The organism is Microbacterium sp. K24 (genome assembly GCF_004794465.1).
GTDB lineage: Bacteria > Actinomycetota > Actinomycetes > Actinomycetales > Microbacteriaceae > Microbacterium.
Map to the genome: position 1 here is coordinate 1 of NZ_SSDJ01000077.1, position 25,400 is coordinate 25,400.

Here is a 25,400-nt window from a genome sequence, read left to right on the forward strand (position 1 = left end):
GGCATCGTCATCGTGCCGATGTCGCTGGCCCGGATGCATCAGCGCAAGGACGCCGACCACCGCCGCCTCCGAGCTGTCCGGTGATGAGCATCGCGAGCCCGGCACGGAGCTCGAACTTGAGCTCGGCTGCCGCAGCGAGCATCTGGTTCGAGTCGTAGATCGCGATGAGGTTGCCGAGCTGCTGGTGACCGGCTGGGCGTGGGGCGCACGTGTGCTGCCCATCCCGATGACAGGCGGTCGCGTCACGGGAAGGCCCGTGCAAGCGACCGCGATTGTGATGGTGGAGATGCCCGAGTCGTACCCGATCTGGTGGCAAGACATTGACTCGCCGCCGCCAGCTGAATGGGTCTTCATGTTCGAGGACCTTACCGGTGACGACACGGCGGAGCAGTGGGCGCTGGCTGCAGCAATCTTTATTGCCCAGACTCGCCGACGCACGGCAGCAGGCCCCACGTTCGCAGAGTTGTTCACACATCTTCTCCCGGACACTGACGGGCTGCCTGGCCTACTGCCACGGAACCTGGACTTTGCGCAGCGGCGACGTGCCGTCGCCGGCTTCCGCGGTCACGCCGCGATAGAGTGGCGCCGCCGAGAAATGATCAGTTTCGACAAAGGCGTGATGCGCAGCTTGCGGGTGGGGCGCGAGTTTCGCGAGCGGTCGAGGCGCCGCCAGCAGGCACGCGAGGCCGCGCGTCGCCCGCGCGGACCCGAAAGCGGGACCATGGTTAGACTCGCGAACACTGACTCCACGGCCGGAACGGTAGAGATGCCATGACCGAGGCATACCCGCCGGAGCTGCGCGGCCTCATCAAACGGATCGCCCCCGGCTGGCCAGAACTGCTGGAAGTCGGAGCCGGGTGGTACCCGCTACTGTCGAGACTCGATGCGACGCTGTCGATCATCGCTCCGAACTACGTGGTGCAACAGGTGAAGTCCAAATTTGGCTCTCTGAGCTTCTATGCCGATCCGTCTGCTGACCCATCGCAGTTCGATGCGGTGTTCGCGGAAACTATTCGTGCGGCTGAGTGGGAAAGCACGGAGAGATGCGAAGCATGTGGGGCACCGGCGAGGCAGTACGTGATCAAAATGTGGGTCTCGACGCTCTGCGTGCGGCATGCCCAAGAGGCCAATGGTAACGCTGCGGATCCAGCGTCGACTCCGCCTGCCGGTTGATCCCCCTCCAACTCGAGTAGCGCCAGCCTTTCCAGGAGTAAAAGGGCGCCGATCCCGGCAGCACCGGATGGCGCGCCCGCAGTCGTCCGTCTTCTTCCTGCGCTTACTCGCGTAGTTATAGGCATGTATAGCGTTTCGCTATACATGCCTATAAGTAGCTATACCCGCGCCCACACCCGGAAAACCGGACTGCAGCGACGTTGTGCTGCGGGCAAACGAAGAGCGCTCCGTCCTGAGCCCGGCGCCTCAGATCTCGGTTGCCGAGATGGTTATGCCGGGCACTGTGGATACGTGGCATGCCACTCTGCGGTCTCGATTGCGCCTGCCGCGAAGGGCCTCGAGTCGCCTGCCGACAGGATGACGCCTGATCGGCTCGCTAGCGCCAGGTGGTTTGCACCTGGGGAGCAGAGCTGGGATAGCAAGCGCCAGTTAGCGTGCGCGAGCTAGGACAGACTGACCAACGGCAGCACGAGCGGCTGAGTGACGTCACCCAAGGAGAGCACCACCGTCTTCTTGCGTGCGCGGGTCATGAGAACGTAAAGGAGTTTAGAGCCGTCGCTCATAGGTTCGCGTTCGCGGCCATACCAGTCAGTGGATCGCAACAGCACAATCGCAGCGTCCACCTCCCGACCTTTGGTTTGATAGAGCCCCATCAGCTCGACCTCAGCTGCGGGTTGCGCTCGGTCGTAGGTCAGGAGAGAGAGGTGTTCTTGATCAATCGCGCTTCTGAGAGGTCTGACGCCGGCGACGGGCAGCCCTTGGACGCTCAGAGCTCGAGGCCCCAACAGGCTCGACATCAGTCGCGCCGCCGTCTGCCAGGCGGACGCGCCACGCTTCAGACCAATGAAATCGTATGCCGCAGACGCGATACGGAAACCCTCGCGGAGAGACCCGACGGACCCGAGTTCGACGCCAAGGCTGTCGAGGCGTTCGGTGAGACTTGCGGGTCGGGGCCTGAGGCCGGCCACCATTCGAGCGAGTTCCGGCGCTTCGTTGCCGCGCTCTGCACTCGCAACGAAGATCGCCAAAGCGCGCAGCAGATCGGAGACTTCGGCCTCGCGACAGCAGAACGCGAGCATCGCATATTGGGCGCGCAAAGCCGCCGCGACGGCATCTGGTAACCCAACCACCTCGTGAGCGACGCCGGCCTCGTTGAGCTCATCGGAGAGTTGTGCCGTCGAGTCAACATGGTGACTGAACACGCCCACGCTATGGCCTAGTTCTCGTAGCTGAGCGATTTGCTCGACCACCACGGTTGCTTGTCGGTCGAGTTGGGGCTCACGAATGATCTCGATCATGCCTGCGTCGATAGCGGTGCGGACCGCATCCGACTTGAATTTTCGGTCTCGGATGGCGTTTGCGGCGGCGGGGATGATGTGCGTCGGGTCTCGGTGCGACACGTCCGGCAATTCGATTGTTGTCGCCCCGATCCGCGCCATAGCCGTAGCGACACGGCGCGGGCCCACACCAGAGCTGTTGGGAAGGTTTCGATATATGCACTGATTGAGGTCCCCAAGCAGGACTAATCGTGCGTGTTCAGCCAGCGTCTCTATCAATGCCCAGTGATGGTCGTTGGTGTCCTGAAACTCGTCGATGACGATGAGTGACCAGCGTCTTTGAAGATGCCTGTGAATGGCTGGAACGTCCAGGAGCCGCTGGGCAAGTGGGATCAGGTCGTCGTAGACCAGTCCCTCGGAGGCGCCGAACACCTTGCGCTCGGCGGGGCTGAGCAGAACCGGCTCGTCAATTCCAAGAACGTGCCCCCATCGCTCGATGAGACGCCACGCGAACGCGTGAAAGGTGGTGACGTCGATTCGTGAGGCGTAGCCGGCGAGGATGTCTGCAGAGCGCGACAGAACCTGCGTGGTTGCTGCGCGCGAGAACGAAAGGAATAGCACCCTTTCGCGGCGTCGCTGCTGTTCGGCGTCCTGCAGGGTTTTCCGTGCGACGCGCGCGGCTGTCGTCGTCTTCCCGGTGCCAGCGCCTCCGAGCACAATCAGCGTGGGAGCCGTGCTCGTTACGACGTTCTTCTGCTCCTTGGTGAGCTTCACGGTTCTGCGATCTTCACGTGTATGACGTCGGAGGGCGATGTTTTGAGTTGTCGCAGAACGCTTGTCGCGATCGGCGGGTACGCTCCCTTCGGCAGCTGGATCACGTATGACCGATGAAGGCCCGCCTTTTGCTTGAGCTGCTTGGTGAGCGTCGCTTCAAGCCTGTCCTCGTCGATTGAATCGACGTCGAGGCCGAGTTCGTGATCGTCATTCAAACGGGCAAGGGAGTCTCGTAACACTTGCGTCGGGACACCGCGGACGAGCGCTCGCTCGATCGCCGTCCGGTTCGGGAGGCTGATCACGAGGTCGCATATGCTCTTGAGCTCCTCGATGAGCTCATCGTCGTCGCCAGGCTTGTCGCTGTCCATCAGCGCCCGAACTTCAAACCCCAGGGAAGATCCCAGGGCGGCTAAGACGGGGAGGCGGTGCTTACCGCCATCGGCTCCGGTCGCGGAAGCCGCGACGATCTGCATGCTGTGCGCGGAAAGTGGAGCCTTGTGCGCTTCAATGTGACGTTTTCTGTCCAGGGCTGCCAGCCCTTCCAGATCGTGCGGACCTTCGACCAGGATCAGCGTTCGCGATGACATTGCGTGGGCAAGGATCTGCGGGAGGTAACGCCGCTGCACGCGCTCGCGCTTGTCCGTGGTCGGTGCCAGTTGATTCACGAGCGGTGTTCCCGTGTGCCGAGTGAGTCGAGCAATGTGTTCTACCTCGAAGGCGCTGAGTGCTTCGGGCCTTCTCGTCGATAGCCAGACCTGGTTGCGGGGTCGGCCGAGGAGACTCGCCAGGTAGTCCGCGGAGGCGCTATCGAGAGAGTCTCCAAAGTCGTCGAGGATGACGATGCTTTGGTCCATCCGGGACGCGGCCAGTGCTTCGCTGATGGCAAGGGCGGCCGCAGCGGTGGATCCGTGGGCGGCAAGCGGGATGGGCCCCGCTTGGTCGATATTTAGTGTGGGTTGGATTGCGCGAAGCAGCCCGCTCACGGAACCATCCTCGGCGGTAAACCCGACTCCGGCCACCAGTTCGTCCGTGCTCACATCGAGCGCGAACTGCGCACCATGGGCCGCCACTGCCTTGAGCGCGTCTTGCACCGCGTCACTCGCGGCGAGCGTGTCCGCCGCACGACCGATGTCATCTCCAAACGACGTGATCGTTGCGTTTAGGCGGTCGCTATCTTGATTTGCTGCGAGGGCACGAAACGCGCCCTCGGCCCTCAGCTGGAGCGGTGATGCACGATCGATGATGATAGCCCGAAGAAGCTCGCGGTGCCCTCGTGACAGCCGAATCCCGCTCCGGACGTACTCCACCCAGTGCTCTAGTGAGTCGTCGACGGGCTCATAGCGCAGGCAATAGCGGACGCGCACACCCATGACTCCCGTCGCAGGATCGTCGGAGAGCGCACCACTTATCGGATCCAGGATCTCCAGTTTCTCGTCAAGCTCCTGCTCGATGAGGTCACCGAGGTCCGTGATCGCTACCTCCACCGATGTCAACGGGAATTCTTCGCCCGCCGGCACTTCCGCCAGGGGATAATGGATATCCCACAGCGCGGGGCGAGCTCGTGTCGAGGCTGGATCCAGCACGCGTCTGAGTGCATCCAAGATTGTGGTGCGCCCTGCACGCGGCTCACCGACAAGCAGGACATGGCGGCTGGGAAAGAACTCAAGGAACTCAAATCCTCGGAAACGGTGAAGTTCCAGTCGCGCAATGCGCATTCCATCCCCCTTGAATCTGCCACCGTAACCGAGTCACGATTTTGGGCTCATGCGCGACGTCAGCGCAGTTGGTGGCCAGGGTACTCGCAAGAAGACGCATCTCGAGCTCCGACCCATCCGTGCTCACAGGGCCAACCCAATTGTCCGGCTGTTGTATGAACTTCGAGCGAGGATCACGACCCCCCGAAATGCATGCCCAGCATCAGCCCTGTGCGGCCACCCCTCACGTGCAAGCAACCTAGCGCTCCCGTTGCCTTCGCGACCGCCGACACCAGTGATGCTTCCACCAAAGCAACTAACGTCCTCGTCGCTAAGACGACCAGTTGAATCGGAAGTCGTTATTCAAGGTGAGACCGCCGTCCGCGTAGAGTGTCTGGCCGGTGATGTACGACGCATCGTCGCTAGCCAGGAATACGAACGCCGCTGCGACTTCGTCGGCAGTACCAGCTCGCCCAAAGGGAATGTGCTTCTCCACTTCGGCTCGCTTTGTCGGATCCTCAGTCCAGGACGCGTTGAGCGGGGTCACGGTAGCTCCGGGACCCACCGAATTTACTCGGATGTTTCTGTCCGCGAACTCGAGAGCAAGAGTGCGCGTAAGGTTCCCGAGGCCGCCCTTACTCACGGAGTACGGCAAATAGCCGGGCTTCGGGGTCATCTCGTGGTTGGACGAGTTGTTCACGATAACCCCGCGCCCAGCGGCGAGGAAAATTCGCAGTGCCGCTGTACTGCACAGAAAGACTCCACGCAGGTTCACATCCATAACTCGGTCGTACGTTGCTGAATCGAGATCCTCAGTGGGACTGCCGATGTTGATCCCCGCGTTGTTGACGAGGACATCGAAACCATCCATACGTTCGGCGGCGTCGGCGAACACTCGACTGATGGCGCCCTCATCGGTTACATCGAGCCTGACACCGAACGCTCTACCTGGAGCTTCCAGGGCACGCACCGATTCATCAATCTTGTCTTGCTGGGCGATGTCGGTGATGGTCACCGTCGCACCCTCTTCGACGAATCGTTTCGCGACGGCGAAGCCGATGCCCTGCGCCCCACCCGTGACAAGCACTCTCTTGTTGGTCAAACCCCTCATGATTCACCTCTCCAACCTTTTAGGACTCGCGCCGGCACCACCAGTTTCGGTTTGACCAGTGTGCAGAGCCCTCCTGACATGATCGACCTGACCACATATGGAACGTTAGAGTCCATAGTGATCACTGACTATGATCATCGTGGTCAAAATGATCACCGGGTATGAAACGGCACCGAGCGGCATAGCCGAAGCGCGCATTCTGATATCTCGTGCACCGCTCAATACTGGAGATGGAAGCCGGCAGCCCGAGCAGCTGCCTCGGTCTGTTGAGCGCCGTTAAACACCTGGGTGCCTGCCTACGACGAAGCGACTCCTGGGGTGGATCCACCCCCATATGGCTTCCCGTCCCACTGCGATAGCTCTTGCTGTCGTGTGGCGGTGTTCTTGGTTTGTGATGACGGGGTTGCGTGGTGCCGATGACGAGGGTGCTGCGGGTTGCTTCGATGACATCGCTTGTGATGACGACGCGCCTGATCGGCATCACCTACACCGCCGCCACCCCAGCAACGTGCGCTGATCGACCCGCGCAAGAAGACTCGGTTTCGCCTGTCGGTCACGAGCGCGGCTGCGGCCGCTTGTCACAGGTTGGATCAGGGGGCTGCCAAGTCGTCGCTGAAGATGCGGCCGCTTCTGACGAGCGACTGTGCGGCTGGCAGGCAGCGGCGTTCGCAGTCCATGAGCGCCGCCCTCGACTCTAGTCGGGTCGCCGACTGTCGCGGTGGAGGCATCGGCTAGGGTGCGGATATCAGTGAGGGTCTGGTTGAAGCCCAGGCCACTGACGGGGGCGGCGAGGTGGGCGGCGTCGCAATCAGGGCGACGCGCCCGTGTGCGAGCGCTTCGGGTTTGTACTCGGCTATCGGGGTGCCGATGAAGTCCCGCGCCGGGATGCGGGCGACGATCCGAGCCTTCCAGGCTCCGGGCCAGATGCGGGCCGCTTCTGCCAGAAGGGTTTTGAGCTCGACGTCGGTGAGTTCTGTTGCGCGCAGCGAATGCTGCACCTCCGTGCATGTGATGGCGTGATGATCTTGCAGGAACGCGTTGTGCCGATTGGCTGACATGCCTGGCGAGGGTTACGTCGGGAAGGCACGAAGAATGCCTTCCCGGACCCGCGTCAACCCGTCGACGATCGGCAATTGACGCAGCGCTTCGGAGATGATCTCCACGCCCCACCAGCCGTCCCAACCAAGGTGCAGTACTGCGGAGATGAAACCCTCGATGTCGAGATCACCCTCACCTGGGAGGCACCGGTCACCGACTTTTCCATTCTCCAGGCGGGGCGCGTCTCCGAGCTCTACCATCAGCAGCCGCGATCCACGCAATTGCTTGGGGTCCCCGCTGATGCTCTCGCCCGCACGGGCCATGTGGAACAAGTCCAGAACGATGCCGGTGTTGGCCGCGGACGCGAGATCCACGATGTCGACAATCTCCGACACGCTCTCGACGTGAGACCCGCTCAGTGCCTCGAAAGCGAGGTCGAGGTTGAACTGCTCCGCATGGCCGGCCGCGGTCGCGAGCCCCTCTGCGAGCTGCCAGTTGAGGGGCCGTGGCTCTCGCGGATAGTCGGGGTGAAGGGTCGCGCCAAGCTTCACGAGTGGCGAGCCCAGTTCAGCGGCAGCCTCGAACAGCTCCTGAGCGACCGTTTCGGCACGGCGGCCGCGCTCGCCTGGTGCCCACCAATCGCTGAGGAACTCCACCTCTACCCGCTCGATTCCAGCGTCGCTGAGCATGGCACGTAGCTTGGAGTAGCCAACCCGCTTCCGGAGGAAGAGAAGATCAGCGTGCGCGAAACCGACAGCGCGCCACCCGGTCTGCACGATCGCGTCGAGGCGTTCTTCGATGGGGATGGGGCTTCGCTCATCGGCGATGCCTGGTCCAGCGGGGCCCGACCAAGTCCAACACGACGCCAAGAGGCGGGGGTTTGGTCGCGAATGCTGGAGATGAGCGTCGTCTGTTGCGGACATGGCGGTCCCTTCCCCGTGAGAGCGGGTGTTGGAAGTCAGCGGGCGGAGGTGTTCTCGCGAGTTTGGCGGCGCAGACCCCGGCGGGCGTGGAATGCCTTTACGACAGCGGACGCGCTCCAGCCGAGGCCGAACACGGTTCCGCAGCCGACGAGGCCCACAACGGCTGTGGATAGAGCCGCCGGGATCGCGGAGATGGTGTAGCCCGAGAGCGGGGTCGGGATGAAGACGGACGGGCGCGCGGTATCAGCGAATCCCAATGTCTCGGCCACGTGCTCCAAGCCGTCGGGGGCGCCTGATGCCCAGGTGCTCAGAACACAGGCGACGACGAGAGCCGCTGCAAAGACGACCCCTGTTCCTACCTTGGAGAGTGTGCTCGCGTTCATGCGAAGACCGCCACGTCGTGGCGCCGGACAACGCCGGCGCCTCTGACAAGCTGCGGCTGCCACGCCATCAGGGCGGCGACGGCCGTCGCGGTGATGAGCGCTTCCCCGATCCCGATGAGGAGATGCCAACCGACCATCGCATGAGTGGTCATCCACGGGTCGACGTCGGTGACTCCGCCAAGTGCGTAGATCGCCGAGAAGCCCAGTGCCGCAGCCGGGACCGACAGGTACGCCCCGATTCCTGCGGCGACGGGCGCCGCCCAGGTGCGTCTCGGGAGTGCGCGGGCGACGAGACGGAACAGCGCCCAGCCCACTCCGACAGCCACGATACCCATTAGGAAGTAGTTGACGCCGACGGCGCCAATGCCTCCGTCGGCGAACACCACCGCCTGGACGGTGAGGATGATGGCCATGCAGATCATCGCGGTCCAGGGCCCGATGAGGACTGCTGCGAGCACGCCGCCGATGAGATGACCGCTGGTTCCCGAAGCCACGGGGAAGTTCATCATCTGGCCGGCGAACACGGCGGCAGCGACAGCGCCGATGTATGCCGGGCCACGGACTGCGGTGAATTCCCGGGGGGCGCGAGCGAGCGCTACTGTCAGCGCGCCCGCAGCGACGAGGCCCATGCTGATCTCGGTCGTGTGGTCGAGCAGACCGTCCGGTGTGTGCATTGTTCTCTCGACTTTCAAGGAATGCGGTTGGTGGCGTCGTCGACGTCGTGATGGTGTGGAGTGTCGTGCGCATGAGCGTGCCCGGTGTGCTCGTGCTGTTCCGAGTGGCCAGGACTGTGCTCGTGCGAGTGCTCGTGCGAGTGCCCGTGGTCGTGGTCGTGGGCATTCGGGTGGCTGTGTCCGCGGATGAAGCGCTGCTCGGTCAGAACTTCGTCCGAAGGACCCGGAGCCCACAGCGACGACACCACGTGCGGCGTCGTGGCATCCTCGCGGGCCTCGGGGAGGTCCAACACCGCCGCCGATGCGCGTGCTGCGATTTCTCGCGTTGTCAGCCCCGTGGCGGCGGCGACCTCGACGACGACATCTCGTTCGGGCTTGGCTCCGAACGGTGACATCTTGACGGGGACCTCCGCGCCGGCGACGTGCACGGATGTCGTCCACCGTGGAACCTCGACGCGGTCGACCGACGCGACTCTGATCCCGAGAGTCCCCGACTCGGCGAACAGCAGAGCCTGCAGAGCGTGACGAGTCGTTACGTCGCACAGCACGTGGAGCACGAAAGCGGGACGCCCTTTCTTCCCGATGACCTGGTCCGCCCACGCGTCGAGGGCGCCATGGTTCAGGGCGGCCGAGATCAGATACCCCACGTGTTCGCCTGTCACATCGTCCAGGTTGGTCTCCAGCAGCGTCTTCCGGGTCGTCAGAAGGTCCGCCGCCGTGCCAGGCGCGCAGAGTATCGCCTGGAGGACGTTCGGTTGGCCGAGGAAGTCTTTGGTCCCGGCGCCGTAGCCGACCCGGAGGATCTCGGTCGTCTCCAGCGGGCTGTAGTCCGTGCCCATCGCTTTCAAGAGGGCCGCGCCGGTGGGCGTGACAGTCTCGCCCAGGGCCGCGGCCCCTCGGACCCGCGCCCCTTCGAGAAGGGCTGCGGTCGCGGGCGCCGGCAGCGGGAGCAAACCATGTTCAGTCTTCACTCGGCCTGTGCCCAGAACTACCGGATGGCTGTAGACACGGTCCACGCCTAATGCACGCAGGGCTGCACCGACGCCGACAATATCGACGATCGTGTCGACGCCGCCGACCTCGTGGAGGTGGACGTCGTCGGGTGTGGTCCCATGGATGCGCGCCTCGACCGTGGCGATGGCGTAGATCGTCTTGCGAGCAAGGTTGACGATGAGGGGGTCAGCGACTCGAGAGGCCGCCTCGTAAAGCTCCCAGGCGTGCCGAGACGTAGCGTTGTCGTGAATTTGCACGCCTGCATAAGTCGCGCCGATGCCGTCCTTCGAGACGTGTCGAGGGTTGATGCTCCACCCCTCGACACCGGTCTGGTGCACCGCAGCTTCCACTTCGTCGAGGGGCGCTCCGAGGTCGAGAAGGGCGCCAAGCAGCATGTCCCCTGATATCCCGGACGCGGGGTTCAGCCACAGGATCATGCCGTGCTCCTCGCCAGGACGAGTCGTGCAGCTGCCATCGCGGCGCCAAAGCCGTTGTCGATTCCCACGACGGTCACTCCAGCGGCGCAGGAACTGAGCATGGCGAGCAGTGCTGTCACGCCTTCGAACGCCGATCCATATCCTGTCGAAGTAGGCACGGCGATCACCGGCACTGCCACAAGTCCGCCGACCACTGACGCCAGGGCCCCTTCCATGCCAGCAACGACGATGACAAGACGCGCGGACCGCAGGGCGCCCTCGTGCGCGAGCAAGCGGTGTATCCCGGCCACACCGACGTCGTTGATGCGGTCGACGCGGATGCCGAGAGCGTCGCTAACGGACTCCGCCTCAGCAGCCACGCGGCCGTCGGTCGTGCCCGCCGTGACGATGGTGATCCGTCCGAGCTCCTCCGCACGACGACGCCACACGATGGTGTTGCTCGCGGCATGGAAGTCCCCATGGATGCGCGCAGCCGCAAACACGTCGCCCAGAATCCGATCAGTCGCCCTGTCAGCCACCCGCGTTGCCACCACCGGACCCGAGTTTGCGTCCAGAAGGGCTATGGCGATATCCGCGATCTCCGTCGCCGTCTTACCCGCGCCATAGATGACCTCCGCAATACCCTGCCGTCGCTCTCGGTCCAGATCGACGGTGGTGTGGCCGAGATCGGTGGTCAGTGCGCTCATCGCTTCACCGTCAACGGCAGCAGGGCGTTCATCGCCCCGCTGCGGAATCCGCGCAGGTCGAGCGACACGAAAGTGAAACCCGCAGCCCGCGCCGCACGGTCGATCTCTTCCCTGTTCGCAAAGGCCCACCCGGCTTCCTCATCGGCAACCTCGACTCGAGCGAGGGTGCCGTTTGCGTGAGACCGGACGCGCAACTGCTGGAGGCCAAGCGCTTTCAGCGAGTCTTCCGCACGCTCGACCCGCTGCACAGCCTCCTCAGTGACAGGGTCGCCGTATGCGATGCGCGATGACAAGCACGCCGCAGCGGGCTTCGCAGCGGTCTCCAGCCCGAGATGACGGCTAACCTCTCGGACGTCTTCCTTGGTGAACCCCGCCTCGACAAGCGGCGCCACGGCACCGTTCAGTTTCGCAGCTGCGAGCCCGGGACGGTGCTCACCAAGATCGTCGAGGTTCGTGCCGAGTGCCACCGGAGCGTCGAAGAACTGTCGCAGCGGTACCAGCGCATCGAACATTGCGCTCTTGCAGAAATAGCAGCGGGTACCGGTGTTGGCAACGTACTCAGGGTCGTCGAACTCCGCCGTCGCGACCTCGAGGTGACGAATACCGTGAAGCTGAACGAACTCTCGGGCACCGCGCCGCTCGGATGCCGCCAAGCTCGGAGACACCGCTGTGACCGCTAGCGACTCGCTCTGAAGCACTTCTGAGGCGATGGTGGCGACCAGAGCGGAGTCCACTCCGCCCGAGAAGGCGACGATCAGCCGGCCGTGTCCGCGAACGACCTCGCGAAGCTGCTCCAGTTTCTCGATGACTGTCCGAGGGCCTTGTTCGACGGTGCTGCTCATTTCTGCTGCCTCCTTGCCGCACGGGGTTCCGTAGTAGAAATGATACAACAGTTGTAACATATGGACCATGGGTTGGAGTGGACTCCGCCCGTCCCTCCCGGAATTGGAGCTTCCATGGCTATCGTGTCGCCGCTGACCAGCAGTCTCTCCGAAGAGGAGATCCTCTCTTACGTCCAGGATCAGTTTGCCGACGGACGGTTTGACGGGGCCACGGTTTGCGTTGTTGTCCCCGATGCGACGCGCTCCTGCCCGCTTGCACTTCTGGTCGATGCCGTTCACGGGGCGCTTCATGGGCGCGTTGCCCGGCTCCGTGTGCTCATCGCTCTCGGCACTCACGCGGCGATGACGGATGACCACATCGCTCGCATGTTCGAGACGTCATCGTGGGATGAACTGCTCTTGCGCTACCCCGACACGGAGTTCGTCAATCATGAGTGGTGGAAACCTGAGGAGCTGGTGCACGTCGGAACAGTTCCGGCCGCGCGTCTGCGAGAACTGTCGGAGGGGCGCTTGGACCGATCTGTCGATGTCTCCATCAATCGATCTGCGGCCGACTTCGACGAGCTCGTCATCGTCGGTCCGGTCTTCCCGCACGAGGTGGTCGGGTTCTCCGGAGGTAATAAGTATCTCTTCCCGGGGATTTCGGGACAGGAGATGATTGACGTCTCCCACTGGCTCGGCGCCCTCATCAGCAGCTCCAAGATCATCGGGACGCTCGGGATCACACCGGTGCGTGCACTCATCAATGAGGCGGCATCGTTCGTTCCTGCTCGAGTCTCCGCCCTGTGCGTCGTGGTCCGCTCGGGTACGCACGATCTCTTCGCCGTGACGTCCGGTGACGCCCAGACGGCATGGGCGGAGGCAGCTCGCGTTTCCGCTCAGGTCCATGTTCAGTACGTCGACGAGCCCGTTTCACGGGTGCTTTCTCTCGTCCCCGAGCGCTATGACGAGCTGTGGACAGGGGCGAAAGGAATGTACAAGGTGGAACCGATTGTCGCGGATGGGGGCGAGGTCATCGTCTACGCACCCCACATCGACACGGTCAGCTTCACTCATGGTCCGGAAATCGCCGCCGTTGGCTACCACGTGCGTGATTACTTCACCGGACAGTGGGAGCGTTTCAAGAATGAACCGTGGGGAGTTCTCGCCCATTCCACTCACGTCCGCGGCGGCGGAACGTGGACTGAGGAGGGAGGCGAGAATGGGCGCATCCGGGTAATTCTCGCCACCGGCATCAGCCGCGAGGAGACCGAGCGTATTGGCCTCGAGTACCTGGACCCAGCAACGGTGGATATCGAAGCCGCGCAGGCGGACCCTGCCACGTTCGTCGTACCCAACGCCGGCGAGGTGCTCTTCCGACTTGCGAGCGAGCGGCCCGACTGAGCGCTACTCCGCGGGCGTGGCGCGGCTACGTGCGCGCGTCCACAGCCCACGCACGTGTGGTCGCGGCTTGAGTTGCCCGCGGGCTGCCATCGCCCGAACTTGCCGAGCCAGCAAGAGAGCCATCGGGTCATCCAACCGGTAGATGACCTCCGTTCCAGATCTCCTCGACACCAAGATATGCCCTGCGCGCAGTTTCGACACTTGGGTCAGAACCGATGAGGGCGATGCGTCCGTGAGTCGCATGAGATCGTCTAGGGAGCGCTCGTCGGTACCGACTGCTTCGATGATCCGGAGTCGAAGCTCGTTGGCGAGCATCGCAAACAATCTCTCGGCGGCGAGGTCGTCCCCGAGCCGCATCGCTCTGCGCCCAGAGACCTCGCCGTTGGACATCTCCTAATTCTCCGCGAGCGCTGAATAGGCCTGGGTTTGCAAGCGGGCGGCTGTCTCATCGACGATCTGGTCGATATTGCCTGCGACGTCTACCGCGAACCCCGCCTCGTCGTTGCCGAGATCTTCGATTGTTGCGAGCTGAGAAACCAGAAGCGACGGCGGCATGAAGTGGCCGGTGCGCGCAGCCATCCGGGCCTCAAGCAGTTCGACGGTCCCGGTCAGATGAACAAAGACAGTACCTGGAGCCACCCGTCTGATCTGATCTCGATATGCGCGCTTGAGCGCAGAGCATGTGACAACGAGCGGCTCTGAAGAGTCGTGAAGCTCGGCGCCCACGCGAGCCAGCCACGGGGTTCGGTCAGCGTCATCCAGGGGAACACCCTGGCTCATCTTCCTCTTGTTAGCCTCCGGGTGCAGGTCATCCCCATCGATGAATCGGTAACCCAAGTGATGGGCGAGAGCGGACCCCACGCTCGTCTTGCCCGCCGCGGCGACGCCCATGACTACGATGCTCTCGGCGTACTGGACACTCATCGATTCACCTCACGCCCGGAGACGAGTGCCCGCACTTCCGAGCACAACTGCGCTCGCACCTCCACATCGGAGATCAGACGCTTGTCGGCAATTTCCCCAATGGCCGCCACCGCGTCATCAAAAGGGCCTGTCCTCGCGGACAGCAATTCGTCTGAGCGCGCGTCGATGAGGCTGTCGGCCGTCATCACGAAGGCGATCCACGCGGCCACCGCGCGAATCGAAGCGTCCGCGGACCGGCCGGCTTCACGCTGGGCGAAGATCACGGGCACGATGCGCTGGCGCACCTTGGTTGAACCTTCAGCGGAAATCTGACGCAACGAGTGAGCGATGCGCGGGTTCTCAAACCTCACCAGAAGCGCGTCCGTGTACGCGGCAATGTCCAGGCCTTCAGGAAGGGATGCCGCGGCCTCATTCCAGTAACTGTCCACCCACGAACGAAGACGGGCGTCGCGCACGGCCTCATGAACTGCAGACAGTCCTGACAGGAGTCCGGCGTATGCCATGAGAGAGTGCGCACCATTGAGCAGCCAGAGTTTGCGGCGTTCAAAAGGCTCAATGTCATCGACGAAGCGCGCACCCGCGGCCTCCCAGAGCGGCCGGCCAGCCGGGAAATGTCCGCTCAGGACCCAGTCGCTGAAAGACTCTGCGACGACCGATGCCGCATCGCGGTATCCGGTTCGCTCCTCTACGAGGACACGATCCGCGTGCGTGGTTGCCGGTGTGATGCGGTCCACCGACGTGTCAACGAACGCCACGGACGAGTCGACGTAGGACACCAAATCTTCGCTCAATGCGTGACTGGCGTCTCGCAACACCGCACGCAGAATCGACCCATTCCTGCTGAGGTTGTCGCACGGCACGAGTGAAATGGCACCGGCCCCAGCACGTCTACGGGTCTCTAATGCGAGAGCGAGTCGCGCGGGCATGGTGGAGAGTTTCACTGAAGCCCTCGCATCAGCGAGGACTTGGTTATTCGCTCCCGCGAGCGACGCCAGCACCTCCAAATCGTCTCGCACTGCGGGGGCGGCAGTGTTGAGTCCGTCACCCCCACCGTGACGGTAGCCTGCCTCAGAAACGGTGAGGGTGACCAGCGCCGTGTCCGGGTGAGCAATGACTTTCGAGAAGGTCTCCAGGTCCGCACCATCGTGGGCGGCAGTCACAGACTCGATGAGTGTGATCTCGTCACCCTGCTCGCCGCGTGTGACGACATGGTAGAGACCGCTTTGCCGTTCGAGCACATCGGCGACGGCCGATGTGCGACCCGTGAAGCCGGTGATCCCCCACGGGTCGTCGTGGTTGCCCGTATTCACGAGGTCTGTGTACCAGGCCTGATGTGAGCGCGAGAACGCGCCGAGCCCGATGTGAGCAATGCGGGGCCGAGGGGCCGCGCTGGATCGCGTGAGCGGCAGAAGCGGTGACGCCATGATTGGGATCCTTATCGCGCGACGCTGACCGCGTGCGGCACTGTCTGCAGGGACGTCGCGCCAGTCGGGTCACCCACGACGAGGTTGTCCTCGTTGCGGATGCCAGCGATACCCGGAATATAGACCCCGGGCTCGATGGCGATGACATTGCCGGCCTCGAGAAGGTGATCAGACCCGGGCTTGATGAGCGGGTACTGCTCGTGGAAAGCGACGCCCACGCCATGACCAGTCTGGTGCGGGTACGCCTCGGACATCCCGGCGTCCTCCACGACCTGACGTGCAGCCGCATCGACATCGTGACCGGTCGCCCCGGGCACTGCTGCCCGCTGTGCAGCGACGAATGACGCCTCGGCGACTTCGTAGATGCGCTCGATGTCGAGCGATGCCTCACCGATGACGAAGGCACGAGACAGATCCTGCCAGTAGCCGTCTGCGACGACCGCAAGCTCCATCAGAACGTTGTCACCCGTGCGCTGAACACGCGTGGAGGAGAATTCGTAGTCGAGATGGCACTGAGACGTCTGCGGACCGCTCATCACGAACGCATACCCTCGGACGCGGCTGACACCGTCTCGACCGACGCCGAACAGCTCGAGCTTAGATTCGACCTCGGTACCGAGCTCGATGTCCCGGACGCCGTTGGCAATTCCATCACGGAACGTTCGCAGACCCACATCGGCGATCGCCGCCGCGCGTCGGATACCGCGCAGCTCCGCCTCGGTCTTCGCAGCGCGCGACCGGGTCCACTTGTCGCTCATAAACACCGGTGCCGCGCCGAACACGTCCTCAAGGACGGGACGCAACGACTCGTGTCGACCGGACACCTCGTGCGCCATGTGCGGCGGCACCTGGGCGCGGAAAGGACCTTCGATTCCGATGCGCCCACCAGCGAGCCCAAGGCTGTCCGCGAGAGCGCCGAACTCCTTAGCCACTGTCTCGTGGAGCGACGGGTCGATGAGACGCCCGGCCTGATACACGTGGATGTCCTGCCAGCCGCTGCGCGATGCCCACGTCTCTTCCCCGGCAGGGACGAACAGGTGCGGCGTGCCCGTACGCGGAATGAGCGCGAGGATCGTGCCGTTCATCGGCCAGTATCCGGTCGCCGCCACGATGTTCTTCGACGCATTCAGGACGATCGCGTCCAGCCCGTCGTCTGCGATGTACTCCTGCACGCGATTCACGCGGTCGGCATCAAAGGTCTTGTTGCCACCCAATGCGTCGATCAGGCTCCTCGCGGTCTCCGACGACGGAGCTTCGACTCGAACGACGTCTGCGTACCCGAAGGAGGACAGGTCGTCGAGGAACGGAGCCGCGGCCCTGACGTCCACAGAGTCGGCTGCACCAAGTGATGCGTGACCGAGGCGGCCGACGAGGTCGGCGGTGCTGTGCGACGCTTCCTCGCCTGCTCCCAGGAAAGCCGAGAGGTCGGCGCGAGCGGAGACATTGCCCCTGTTCGTCCGAGCGAGCACAACCCGGAGGTCGCGAGTGGAGTGAAGTAGCTGCCCCGCGTTCTCTTCGGGGCGGGCAACTCGCACGACCAGTGCGAAACCTAGCGGTTCCGTCTGGTCTGCGAGCCACCTGAGCCCCTCGATGAACGAATCCAACGCAGAGTCTCCACTGGCCCCGCCGGTGATGACAAAGCGACGGTTACCGACCTGCGCGGACAGCGCGAGCAGCTCGGACAACCGCCCTTCGAGCGTCCGAGGGTCCGCGACGGAACCGAGGTCGATGGACGTGGTCTGAACGCCGCTCTTCTTGGCCGAGACGAGGGCCGCTGCGTCCTCCGAGGACAGGCGGTCGTAGTCGACCTCCACGGCATCTAGGCCGGCGAGACGGGCATTCTCGACCAGGTCAGCGGTGCTGAGCTCTCGGGACGAGAGTGCATAGCGAGTGAACACGAAGTCTCCTTGCGGTCGTCGAAATCAGTTGATGGCGGCGAAGGCGTTGTCGAGGCGCTGCAGTGACTCCTCGAGGTCCGCCCTCGTGTGCGCGGAGGTGATGCCGTAGTGCATGGGCGCCGCCTTGGCTCCGAAGTCGTGGAAATGCAGGCCGTTCGGTGCCGTCTGACGCAGGAACTTGTTGTTAAGTGCAGCATCGAACTTCCGAGCCTGACGATAGTCGGTGACCTCGTCCTCAATGCCGAAGTAGAGCCCAAAGCGCGCGCCAATACCCTGCAGGTGGCCAGGCACGCCATGCTTGCCGAAGAGCGAGTTGATGCCGGCGTAGAAGAAGTCAGCCTTCGCGTTGAGGTCCTCGTAGAAACCGGGTGCGGACATCACGTCAAGCGCTGCGAGGGCGGCAAGGACGGCTGCGAGGTGCCCGGTGTAAGTTCCGGACATCACTGCCTTACCCACAGGGTTGAGCGTGTCCATGATCTCCGCGGTGCCAGTGACGGCAGCGAGCGGCCAGCCCGCGGCAAGCGCCTTCGCCCAAGTCGTGAGGTCGGGCGTGATGCCGAAGTACTCGGCGGATCCTCCGAGGGCGCTGCGGAAGCCCGCGAGCACCTCGTCGAAGATCAGCACGACGCCGGCATCCTTCGTCAGCTGACGAAGGAGCGCCAGCCACTCGCGATTCGCGGGGATGGTGCCGAGGTTGTAGGCGATGGGCTCCAGGATGACAGCTGCGAGTTCGTGACCGTAGACGTCGATGGCGTCGCGAAGTGCGTCGGCGTCGTTGAACGGGATGGTGATGACCAGTTCGTGGAGTGCGGCGGGGATACCGGCGCTGTCGGGGAACGGCGGGACGAAGTGCTCGTAGATGCGGTCCGGCGTATGCGAGTTGAACATGACGTAGTCGTGCATGCCGTGGAAGTGACCGTCGAACTTGAGGATCCGCTCACGACCGGTGTAGGCGCGTGCGATACGGATCGCCGCCATCGTCGCCTCGGTGCCCGTGTTGCTCAGTCGCACACGCTCGGCGCCGGGGAGGATCTGCACGAGCTTCTCGGCGAGCTCGACATGGTACTTCGTCTCTTGGGTAGTGATCGTCCCCATCGAGATGGCCTTCGTTGCGGCCTCGTTGATGGCGGGGTGGTTGAAGCCGAGCATGCTCGCTCCGTTGGAGGAGCTGAAGTCGATGAACTCGTTGCCATCGATGTCCCACAGCCGGCAACCATCGCCTCGGTCAAAGTAGTACGGCCGGCCCAGAACGGGGTTGTAGCGGCCGGCGGCGGTGACGCCTGCGGTCGTGACCTGCTGGGCTCGCTCGAAGAGCGCGCGGGACTTGTCTTCCGCAATCGCGGCAGCGGTGCTCGTCATTGGGAATTCCTCTCAACGGGTTGGCTGAGGTCCGCATCTTGAAACCTCAGTATCAATATATGCCATGTTAGCACCGCGGCTGATCGGGGCAAGAGGTTGGGTCGGGTATATTCAACTCTTTTCAACTGAACCCGCCTCTCAAAATGTGGACCTTGCGTCTCGGAATAGAGCATCATGGACGTATGACGACAGTGGATAAGGCCTTCGACGTGCTCGATGCGCTGCTGCAGGCAGATCGGCCGCTAGGCCTTTCTGAGGTAGTTGCTCGGTTGGATCAGCCAAAACCGACAGTGCGTCGACTGCTTCTCTCGCTCATCGAGCAGTCCCTCGTTTTGCAGAACAGCGAGAGTCGCTATGAACTCGGAGGGCTTCCGGTCGACCTTGCGTCAGAGGCTCTTTCCCGCGCATCCCTTGCTGACGAGAGCAACGCAACGATCTACGCCCTGCGGCAGCACGTCCGTGGAACCATCACACTCAGCCGATACGGCGACCACGGACTGACCGCACTCGTTCAGGTCGACGCCTCTTCCCCCTTCCTCATCGCACCGACGTCGCAGATGCCGCTCTACGCAACGGCGTCAGGGAAGGCGATTCTCGCCTTCCTTCCGCGCGCAGATGTGGCCCGGTACGTCGAGAACGGTATGACTCACGTGACTACACACACCCTTGAGGACCCCACGAGTCTGGCGCAGGAGCTGTCCACGATTCGGTCTCGCGGATACTCGGTGGAAGACCAAGAGGCACGCCTTGGCGTGCGCGCAATCGCGGCTCCGATTCGAGACTTCTCGCATCGTCCCGTCGGCACTCTTTCGATTGCGGCGCCGGCGAAGGTCCTTTCGATGCCGGAGCTCGTCCGGATGTCTTCGCGTATCGTTACCGCGGCGGACGCCATCAGTCGGCGGCTGGGTGGCGTGCCGCTGTCCAGCGCAAAGGAGATCGCCTAATGTCAACCGTGGATAAGGCCGGCGTGGTGCTGCGCGCCGTGAGCGAGCTGGCGCCGGTGACCCAGATGGCACCCTTGGAGGAGCGCACCGGGATACCGAAACCCACCCTGTACCGCATTTTGCGCACCCTCCTGGAGCGCGACATGATTCAGCAGGACGCATCCGGCGCGTACCGCGTCGGCGACAAGGTGTTCGCGCTTGCGGCTCGCGCCTTCCCGCGGCTCGGACTCGACGAAGACGTCCGACGGGTGCTCATCGATCTCAGCCGACAAGTGCACCAGGCGATCCACCTGTCAGCACTGCGCGGCGACGACCTCATCTACGTCGACAAGATCGAAGCAGACACGCCGTTCTACCTACAATCCGCCATTGGGCGGCACCAAGCGATTCACTCGAGCTCCATCGGCAAGAGCGTTTTAGCGAACCTGCCTGAGGCCCGCGCTCGACACATCCTCGAGCACTCGAATCTCGAAGCGCTGACCCCATACACGGTCACCTCGGTAGCCGACATCATGGCAAGCCTCCCGAGAATCCGCGAGCGTGGGTTTGCCCGGGATGACGAGGAAGACGAGCTCTCAACTCGTGCAGTCGGAACGTGCCTAAGAGACAGGAGCGGCGCGGTCGTCGGCGGCCTGAGCATAGTGGCTCCGGCCTTCCAGGTGGAAATGGCCGAACTCGATGCTCAGGCACCGCAGCTGTTGGCGGCGGCGGCGACCATAGAAGAGGTCATTGCGGGGCGCGGTCTCCTCAACTGACCGCCGCAATCTCTCCTTCCAGGTGCGAGGCCTCCCTCAACAACCTGATTGCGACCGAGATGGCGGCGAAATCGGTCTGATCCATACCGTCCACGTCTTCCAGTGCCTTCCGCGCGCGGTCGATGGGCCTCGCTACACCGCGTTCCCACGACTCGACGGAGGTCTCGACGTCCTCGGCGTGCATGTCGATGACCCGCTGAGCTACACCGGAGACGACCTCCTCCAGATCGGCCCTCAAAGAGGTTCGCGCGAGCGGGTGCCATCTGCCGTCGCGCGGTAGCGCGGCGATCTGCTGGAGGATACCCGAGACGCCGTATCGGTTACACACCGCCATATACGCATCCAGCGCATCATCGACAGTGACGGATCCGCGAGCGATAGCCGCGATATCCAGCAGGCGGAATTCGTACAGAAGAGACGCCGCACGCGAGGCGAGGGACTCGGAGGCTCCGGCCTTGACGAGAGCATCAACTTCCGCAGCAACAGCGAGTCGTTCTTCGCCGAACAAACGGCTCGCGATCCGTCCCAGCAACGGAGTGATCGACGGGACGAACTCACTTCGGGCCGCTTCGACGTCGAGGACTCCGGCAGATCGCTGCAGGAACCAGCGTGTGGCGCGGTCCATCAGCCGTCGAATCTCGGAATGCGCCTGAGCCTGAACGTCGGCGGTAAGGGCGCTGCCCGCCTCATGAATCTGTGTACGAAGATCGTCTACCGCGAAGACCTCGCGTGCGACGACAAATGCCCGGATGACCTGGTCCACGCTCGCACCGGTCTCTTCTTGAACACGAAACATGAACGTGATGCCACCGATGTTGATGATGTCGTTCGCCAAAGAGGTAGCCACAATGGATTCCGCCAGCGGGTGCTCGATGAGACGAGGCCCACGAAGCTCGCGCACCTGAGCCGGGAAGTACCGCGCCAGCGTCGCCGCGCCGAATCGTTCCGCAACGAGAGACGCCTGCTCGAGGTCTTTCTTCACCGCGAGCTTCGCCAGTGCGGCGATGACCGCTAGCTCGGGTGACATCAGCCCCACTCCGTTGGACGCGCGATCGCCGAGCTCTTCGTCCGATGGCAGTCCTTCAAGCCCTCGGTCCAGACTGCGCTCCTTCTCGAGCCACTGCATGAACCGCAGATGCACCGGGAGCATCTCAGCCGCCTTCGCACGCTCGTTTGCGAGGAGAACGTTCTGTTCGAAATTATCGCGAATGACCAGATCCGCGACTTCAGTGGCCATGTCGCGAAGAAGCTCTTGCCTGTCAGCGATCGTGAGCTGGCCCGCCGCAACCGCCCCGTCCAGCGCGATCTTGAGGTTCACCTCGTGATCCGAGCAGTCGACGCCTGCCGAGTTGTCGATAGCGTCCGTGTTTAGCCGGACCCCTACGCGCGACGCCTCGACGCGAGCCGCTTGGGTCAGGCCCAGGTTGCCGCCTTCACCGATGACGCGGACCCTGAGTTCTCTGGCATCGACCCGCACCCAATCGTTCGCCCTATCCGCGGCGTCAGCGTGCGACTGTGCAGAGGACTTCACGTAAGTCCCCACTCCGCCGTTCCATAGGAGGTCCACCGGCGCGCGAAGCACGGCGGAGATCAGACCAGACGGAGTCAACTCGGTGACATCGTCGGAGAGCCCGAGCGCGTGTCGGATCTCAGTCGTCAGGGGCACGACCTTGGCGCTCCGCTCGAAGACACCGCCGCCAGCGCTGATGAGTCCGCGGTCGTAGTCGTCCCATGAAGAGCGAGGGAGCTCGAACAGCCGTCGACGTTCGTCGTACGCTCGCGTCGGCTCCGGGGCCGGGTCCACGAAGACGTGACGATGGTCGAAGGCAGCGACCAGCTTCAATGAACGAGACAGCAGCATGCCGTTGCCGAAAACGTCTCCGCTCATATCGCCAATGCCAACAGCCGTGATGGGGTCGCGGTCGGGGTCGAGCCCCATCTCGCTGAAGTGGCGACGGACAGACTCCCACGCACCGCGAGCGGTGATGCCGAGCGCCTTGTGGTCGTATCCGTTGGATCCGCCGGATGCGAAGGCATCACCCAGCCAGAAGCCACGCTCGAGAGAGAGCTCGTTCGCCACGTCCGAGAGGTTGGCGGTGCCCTTGTCAGCGGCAACGACGAGATATGGATCGTCGCCGTCTCGGATGACCAGCCGAGGATCGCGAACTACTGTCTCTGAGGCGCCCTCACGGTGGATATTGTCCGTGATGTCCAGGAGAGCGCCGACGAAGATGCGGTAGGCATCTCTGCCGACAGCCCCCCATTGGTCTGGGCTGAATGCCGCACGATCCGATTTGACGACGAACCCGCCCTTGGCCCCGGCAGGCACGATAACAGCGTTCTTCACCGTCTGAGCTTTCGCGAGCCCGAGCACTTCGGTGCGGAAGTCCTCGAGCCTGTCGCTCCATCGCAGACCGCCCCGGGCGATGGCAGCGAATCGAAGATGCACTCCCTCCACGAGTGGCGAGTGGACCCACACTTCTGATGTGGGCCGAGGTGCTGGCGCAAATGGAATGCGGCGGGTATCGAACTTCAAAGCCAGCGCAGGACGGAGCCCGAAATCGCCATCGGCGCTGTAAGCGCTGGTCCTCAACGTGGCGTCGATGAGCGCGGCCAATTCGCGCAGGATCCGGTCGGTATCGGCTCTCTGGATGTCGTTCAAGGAGGCTTGGAAGTCGGAGTCCAGCGCCTTCACAGCGGTAGCGCGTTCGTCGTCGCTAACTGGCCCAGGCTGGAAGCGAGCCGCGAACATGCCGACGAGCATGCGAGCGTGCGCAGGGTTCTGTGTGAGCAGTTCCGACATGTATGCATGAGTGAACGTGGAGCTCAGCTGTCGCAGGTACCTCAGGTAGGCACGAAGCACCTCTACCTCCTGCCACGAGAAGGCCGCGGACACGACCAGTCGGTTGAGGCTGTCCGCATCGACTATGCCGGCACCGATCTGCTCGAGGGCAGCGATGACGAGGTCATCGCCGCCGGTGGGCCAGAGAGCAGAACGGACGCGCAGCTGGACGATGTAACCAGACATTGTGCCGGGCTGTAGCGACCATGCTCGCTCGTCGAGCGCGATGAGTCCAAGACTTTGCACGATGGGCAGAAGATCGGCGAGGGCCAACTCATTTCGGCTGAAGAGCCGCAGGTCGCGAGTGCCGTCCGGGCCCCCCGCGGACACGGACATTACCGCGAAGTGGCGAGCGGACGAGGTGGCTGCAATGAAACGGGCGTCACCGACGGCGTCATCGACAGAATGCGCAGCCACGTAATCTTCCGGGAAGATATCCGCCAGTTCTGGCCCCAAACCGTGGTCGCGCAAGCGCGCATCGAGGCGTCGCCGCCACGGCGTGCACACATCCGAGATGGTCTGCTCGAGCACGCGCAGCCGCTCGTCCGTCAGTCCGGAAGGGTCCTCCACGGTTGCGGTGAATGACACCTGAGCGAGCGCCTTGTCGCCCAGACGCGCGGTGAAGTCGATGCGTTCGTCTCCGAGGGCGTCACGGAGAACGTTCTGGATGCTCAGTCGGACGTCGGTGGCGTACCAGTCACGAGGAAGAAAGACGAGAACCCGCGCGGACCGCTCCTCGTGGTCGATGCGGACGAACGAACGTGCCGCCCTCTGCTCGCTCAGCCTGTAGACCTCTTCCACGATACGCAGGAGGTACGGCAACGGCGCTCGGAGCACTTCATCTCGCGGGAGGCTCTGCAGAACGTCGTCGACGGCGCGTCCAGCGTGGCTCGCCGGAGGCGCCGAGATCGCTTGGCTGATCGCTGCCGCCTTCCGATTCGCCATGGGCACGGATTCGATCGGATCCGCGGCTGCCGCGGCAGTGAAAAGACCGTCGAAGCACTGAGTGACTGCGCTGCCGTCGGCATTCGTCAAAGTAATCAATACACGATCCAAGAGGGCTTGACGCCGTACGTAGGTGCGAACGCGAGTGGTACGCACCTCGACTCCGTCGGCCTCCCGCAGCGTGAGCGGTCCCGCCGTAACGCCGATCGAGTCGTCGCTATCCGCGGTCCGGTATCCGAACAGATCGAACCGACCGGACCTCAGCCATAGGAGGAAGTCACGTGCCTCGGCGTCACGAGAGGCTGCAAGGTCGATGGCATCCTCGAGCTTCCGGCGAAGCGAATCGGATGCGGCCGCGACGGCTTGCACCTCGTCGATGACGACGGCCAGGTTATCGCGTAGCCGCATCGACGCCTCACCGGTCATAGCCCCGGCAACCTCGACGTGAATCCACGACTCGGCGCCACGCTCCGTCCGAACGACGGGGTGCACTACTGGACCGACGCGGAGCCCTTGCCCGACGAGGACATTGAGGACGGAATCGACGACGAAAGGGACATCCGCGGTGACGATCTGTACCGAGGTCGACCCAGTCGCGTCATTCGGGTGTACGTCAATCCGGTGGTTAGCGGTGCTGTCGGCGAGGCTCCGGTGACGTTCCAGCACAGCAGCTAGATCTAGCGCTTCAAGCTCGCGGAGATCTTCCGACGGCACACCTCGGAAGTAGTCCTCGGCCAGAGTGATGCTCTCCGCCCGGGCGGAATCGTCATTGGTCACGTCACACCTCTTTCGATATCAGTCTAGGTCCGTATAATGATACTTCTGTATCATTCCTGGAGTATAGGCTTTTCTTATGGAGTCATCTGTGCCCGAAGCATCAGCGAACATCGGAGTCGTCGGACTCGCCGTCATGGGTTCGAA

General features: G+C 63.4%; 20 protein-coding genes. 5 read left to right on the plus strand and 15 right to left on the minus strand.

The genetic code is table 11. The annotated features are described in order from the left end of the window. Both DW306_RS21230 and DW306_RS05740 read left to right on the plus strand, forming a co-directional pair. Positions 1–775 (plus strand): hypothetical protein (locus tag DW306_RS21230; RefSeq protein WP_168429244.1); only part of this gene is annotated, 775 nt, incomplete at its 5' end. Further along, a complete protein-coding gene (locus tag DW306_RS05740; RefSeq protein ID WP_136054659.1) occupies positions 772–1,173 on the plus strand; it encodes a hypothetical protein in 402 nt (133 codons plus the stop codon). The genes DW306_RS21230 and DW306_RS05740, both read left to right, overlap by 4 nt. A gap of 443 nt (positions 1,174–1,616) precedes the next feature. Here the strand turns inward: DW306_RS05740 and DW306_RS05745 are convergent, their stop codons facing one another. From DW306_RS05745 to larE, 10 genes are all read right to left on the minus strand, one after another. After that, a complete protein-coding gene (locus DW306_RS05745; RefSeq protein ID WP_168429245.1) occupies positions 1,617–3,224 on the minus strand; it encodes a UvrD-helicase domain-containing protein in 1,608 nt (535 codons plus the stop codon). Beyond that, positions 3,221–4,939, minus strand: a complete 1,719-nt coding sequence (locus DW306_RS05750; RefSeq protein ID WP_136054661.1) for a hypothetical protein — start codon at positions 4,937–4,939, stop codon at positions 3,221–3,223. Before DW306_RS05750 ends, DW306_RS05745 begins: the two co-directional genes overlap by 4 nt. A 310-nt stretch (positions 4,940–5,249) precedes the next feature. Further along, positions 5,250–6,020, minus strand: coding sequence for a glucose 1-dehydrogenase (locus DW306_RS05755; RefSeq protein ID WP_205814106.1), 771 nt, complete (start codon positions 6,018–6,020; stop codon positions 5,250–5,252). A gap of 740 nt (positions 6,021–6,760) precedes the next feature. Continuing rightward, positions 6,761–7,087 (minus strand): hypothetical protein, encoded by a 327-nt coding sequence (locus tag DW306_RS05760; RefSeq protein WP_136054663.1) that lies wholly within the window; start codon positions 7,085–7,087, stop codon positions 6,761–6,763. A gap of 12 nt (positions 7,088–7,099) precedes the next feature. After that, positions 7,100–7,990, minus strand: a complete 891-nt coding sequence (locus tag DW306_RS05765) for a sugar phosphate isomerase/epimerase (RefSeq protein WP_136054664.1) — start codon at positions 7,988–7,990, stop codon at positions 7,100–7,102. Between the two features lie 35 nt (positions 7,991–8,025). Then, complete coding sequence (locus tag DW306_RS05770; protein ID WP_136054665.1) at positions 8,026–8,373, minus strand: PDGLE domain-containing protein; 348 nt, start codon at positions 8,371–8,373, stop codon at positions 8,026–8,028. Continuing rightward, positions 8,370–9,047, minus strand: a complete 678-nt coding sequence (locus tag DW306_RS05775; RefSeq protein ID WP_136054666.1) for an energy-coupling factor ABC transporter permease — start codon at positions 9,045–9,047, stop codon at positions 8,370–8,372. Before DW306_RS05775 ends, DW306_RS05770 begins: the two co-directional genes overlap by 4 nt. A 14-nt stretch (positions 9,048–9,061) precedes the next feature. Then, a complete protein-coding gene (gene larC, locus DW306_RS05780; RefSeq protein WP_205814107.1) occupies positions 9,062–10,477 on the minus strand; it encodes a nickel pincer cofactor biosynthesis protein LarC in 1,416 nt (471 codons plus the stop codon). Continuing rightward, complete coding sequence (gene larB, locus DW306_RS05785; protein ID WP_136054667.1) at positions 10,474–11,163, minus strand: nickel pincer cofactor biosynthesis protein LarB; 690 nt, start codon at positions 11,161–11,163, stop codon at positions 10,474–10,476. Before larB ends, larC begins: the two co-directional genes overlap by 4 nt. Then, a complete protein-coding gene (larE, locus tag DW306_RS05790) occupies positions 11,160–12,005 on the minus strand; it encodes an ATP-dependent sacrificial sulfur transferase LarE (protein ID WP_136054668.1) in 846 nt (281 codons plus the stop codon). Before larE ends, larB begins: the two co-directional genes overlap by 4 nt. Before the next feature lie 114 nt (positions 12,006–12,119). Here larE and DW306_RS05795 point away from each other — a divergent pair, with 114 nt between their 5' ends. Beyond that, on the plus strand, positions 12,120–13,388 hold the full coding sequence (locus DW306_RS05795; protein WP_136054669.1) for a lactate racemase domain-containing protein: 1,269 nt from the start codon (positions 12,120–12,122) through the stop codon (positions 13,386–13,388). Positions 13,389–13,781: 393 nt separating this feature from the next. Here the strand turns inward: DW306_RS05795 and DW306_RS05800 are convergent, their stop codons facing one another. From DW306_RS05800 to DW306_RS05815, 4 genes are read right to left on the minus strand one after another with little or no spacing between them, the layout of a single operon-like run. Beyond that, the gene (locus DW306_RS05800; RefSeq protein ID WP_240747086.1) at positions 13,782–14,312 is read right to left on the minus strand and encodes a gluconokinase; all 531 of its coding nucleotides are present in this window, start codon (positions 14,310–14,312) and stop codon (positions 13,782–13,784) included. Next, on the minus strand, positions 14,309–15,736 hold the full coding sequence (locus DW306_RS05805) for a mannitol dehydrogenase family protein (protein WP_136054670.1): 1,428 nt from the start codon (positions 15,734–15,736) through the stop codon (positions 14,309–14,311). The genes DW306_RS05800 and DW306_RS05805 overlap by 4 nt, the downstream gene beginning before the upstream one ends. 11 nt (positions 15,737–15,747) lie before the next feature. Then, positions 15,748–17,634, minus strand: a complete 1,887-nt coding sequence (locus DW306_RS05810; protein WP_136054671.1) for a M24 family metallopeptidase — start codon at positions 17,632–17,634, stop codon at positions 15,748–15,750. Positions 17,635–17,658: 24 nt separating this feature from the next. Further along, positions 17,659–18,993 carry an aspartate aminotransferase family protein gene (locus DW306_RS05815; RefSeq protein ID WP_136054672.1) on the minus strand — a complete coding sequence of 445 codons (1,335 nt, stop codon included), beginning with the start codon at positions 18,991–18,993 and terminating at the stop codon, positions 17,659–17,661. 182 nt (positions 18,994–19,175) lie between these two features. Between DW306_RS05815 and DW306_RS05820 the strand changes: the two genes are divergently transcribed. Together DW306_RS05820 and DW306_RS05825 are read left to right on the plus strand one after the other, a co-directional pair. Further along, positions 19,176–19,937 carry an IclR family transcriptional regulator gene (locus DW306_RS05820; RefSeq protein WP_168429246.1) on the plus strand — a complete coding sequence of 254 codons (762 nt, stop codon included), beginning with the start codon at positions 19,176–19,178 and terminating at the stop codon, positions 19,935–19,937. Next, complete coding sequence (locus DW306_RS05825) at positions 19,937–20,692, plus strand: IclR family transcriptional regulator (protein ID WP_136054674.1); 756 nt, start codon at positions 19,937–19,939, stop codon at positions 20,690–20,692. The genes DW306_RS05820 and DW306_RS05825 overlap by 1 nt, the downstream gene beginning before the upstream one ends. On the opposite strand, the gene DW306_RS05830 is transcribed toward DW306_RS05825, so the two are convergent. After that, a complete protein-coding gene (locus DW306_RS05830) occupies positions 20,685–25,256 on the minus strand; it encodes an NAD-glutamate dehydrogenase domain-containing protein (RefSeq protein ID WP_136054675.1) in 4,572 nt (1,523 codons plus the stop codon). The two genes, DW306_RS05825 and DW306_RS05830, sit on opposite strands and share 8 nt — an antisense overlap. Between the last annotated feature and the right edge of the window lie 144 nt (positions 25,257–25,400).

Coding starts and splice junctions, on each gene's coding strand:
- DW306_RS05740 (WP_136054659.1), top strand. CDS start 772: ATGACCGAGGCATACCCGCCGGAGCTGCGCGGCCTCATCAAACGGATC.
- DW306_RS05750 (WP_136054661.1), bottom strand. CDS start 4,939: ATGCGCATTGCGCGACTGGAACTTCACCGTTTCCGAGGATTTGAGTTC.
- DW306_RS05760 (WP_136054663.1), bottom strand. CDS start 7,087: ATGTCAGCCAATCGGCACAACGCGTTCCTGCAAGATCATCACGCCATC.
- DW306_RS05765 (WP_136054664.1), bottom strand. CDS start 7,990: ATGTCCGCAACAGACGACGCTCATCTCCAGCATTCGCGACCAAACCCC.
- DW306_RS05770 (WP_136054665.1), bottom strand. CDS start 8,373: ATGAACGCGAGCACACTCTCCAAGGTAGGAACAGGGGTCGTCTTTGCA.
- DW306_RS05775 (WP_136054666.1), bottom strand. CDS start 9,047: ATGCACACACCGGACGGTCTGCTCGACCACACGACCGAGATCAGCATG.
- larC (WP_205814107.1), bottom strand. CDS start 10,477: ATGATCCTGTGGCTGAACCCCGCGTCCGGGATATCAGGGGACATGCTG.
- larB (WP_136054667.1), bottom strand. CDS start 11,163: ATGAGCGCACTGACCACCGATCTCGGCCACACCACCGTCGATCTGGAC.
- larE (WP_136054668.1), bottom strand. CDS start 12,005: ATGAGCAGCACCGTCGAACAAGGCCCTCGGACAGTCATCGAGAAACTG.
- DW306_RS05795 (WP_136054669.1), top strand. CDS start 12,120: ATGGCTATCGTGTCGCCGCTGACCAGCAGTCTCTCCGAAGAGGAGATC.
- DW306_RS05800 (WP_240747086.1), bottom strand. CDS start 14,312: ATGAGTGTCCAGTACGCCGAGAGCATCGTAGTCATGGGCGTCGCCGCG.
- DW306_RS05805 (WP_136054670.1), bottom strand. CDS start 15,736: ATGGCGTCACCGCTTCTGCCGCTCACGCGATCCAGCGCGGCCCCTCGG.
- DW306_RS05815 (WP_136054672.1), bottom strand. CDS start 18,993: ATGACGAGCACCGCTGCCGCGATTGCGGAAGACAAGTCCCGCGCGCTC.
- DW306_RS05820 (WP_168429246.1), top strand. CDS start 19,176: ATGACGACAGTGGATAAGGCCTTCGACGTGCTCGATGCGCTGCTGCAG.
- DW306_RS05825 (WP_136054674.1), top strand. CDS start 19,937: ATGTCAACCGTGGATAAGGCCGGCGTGGTGCTGCGCGCCGTGAGCGAG.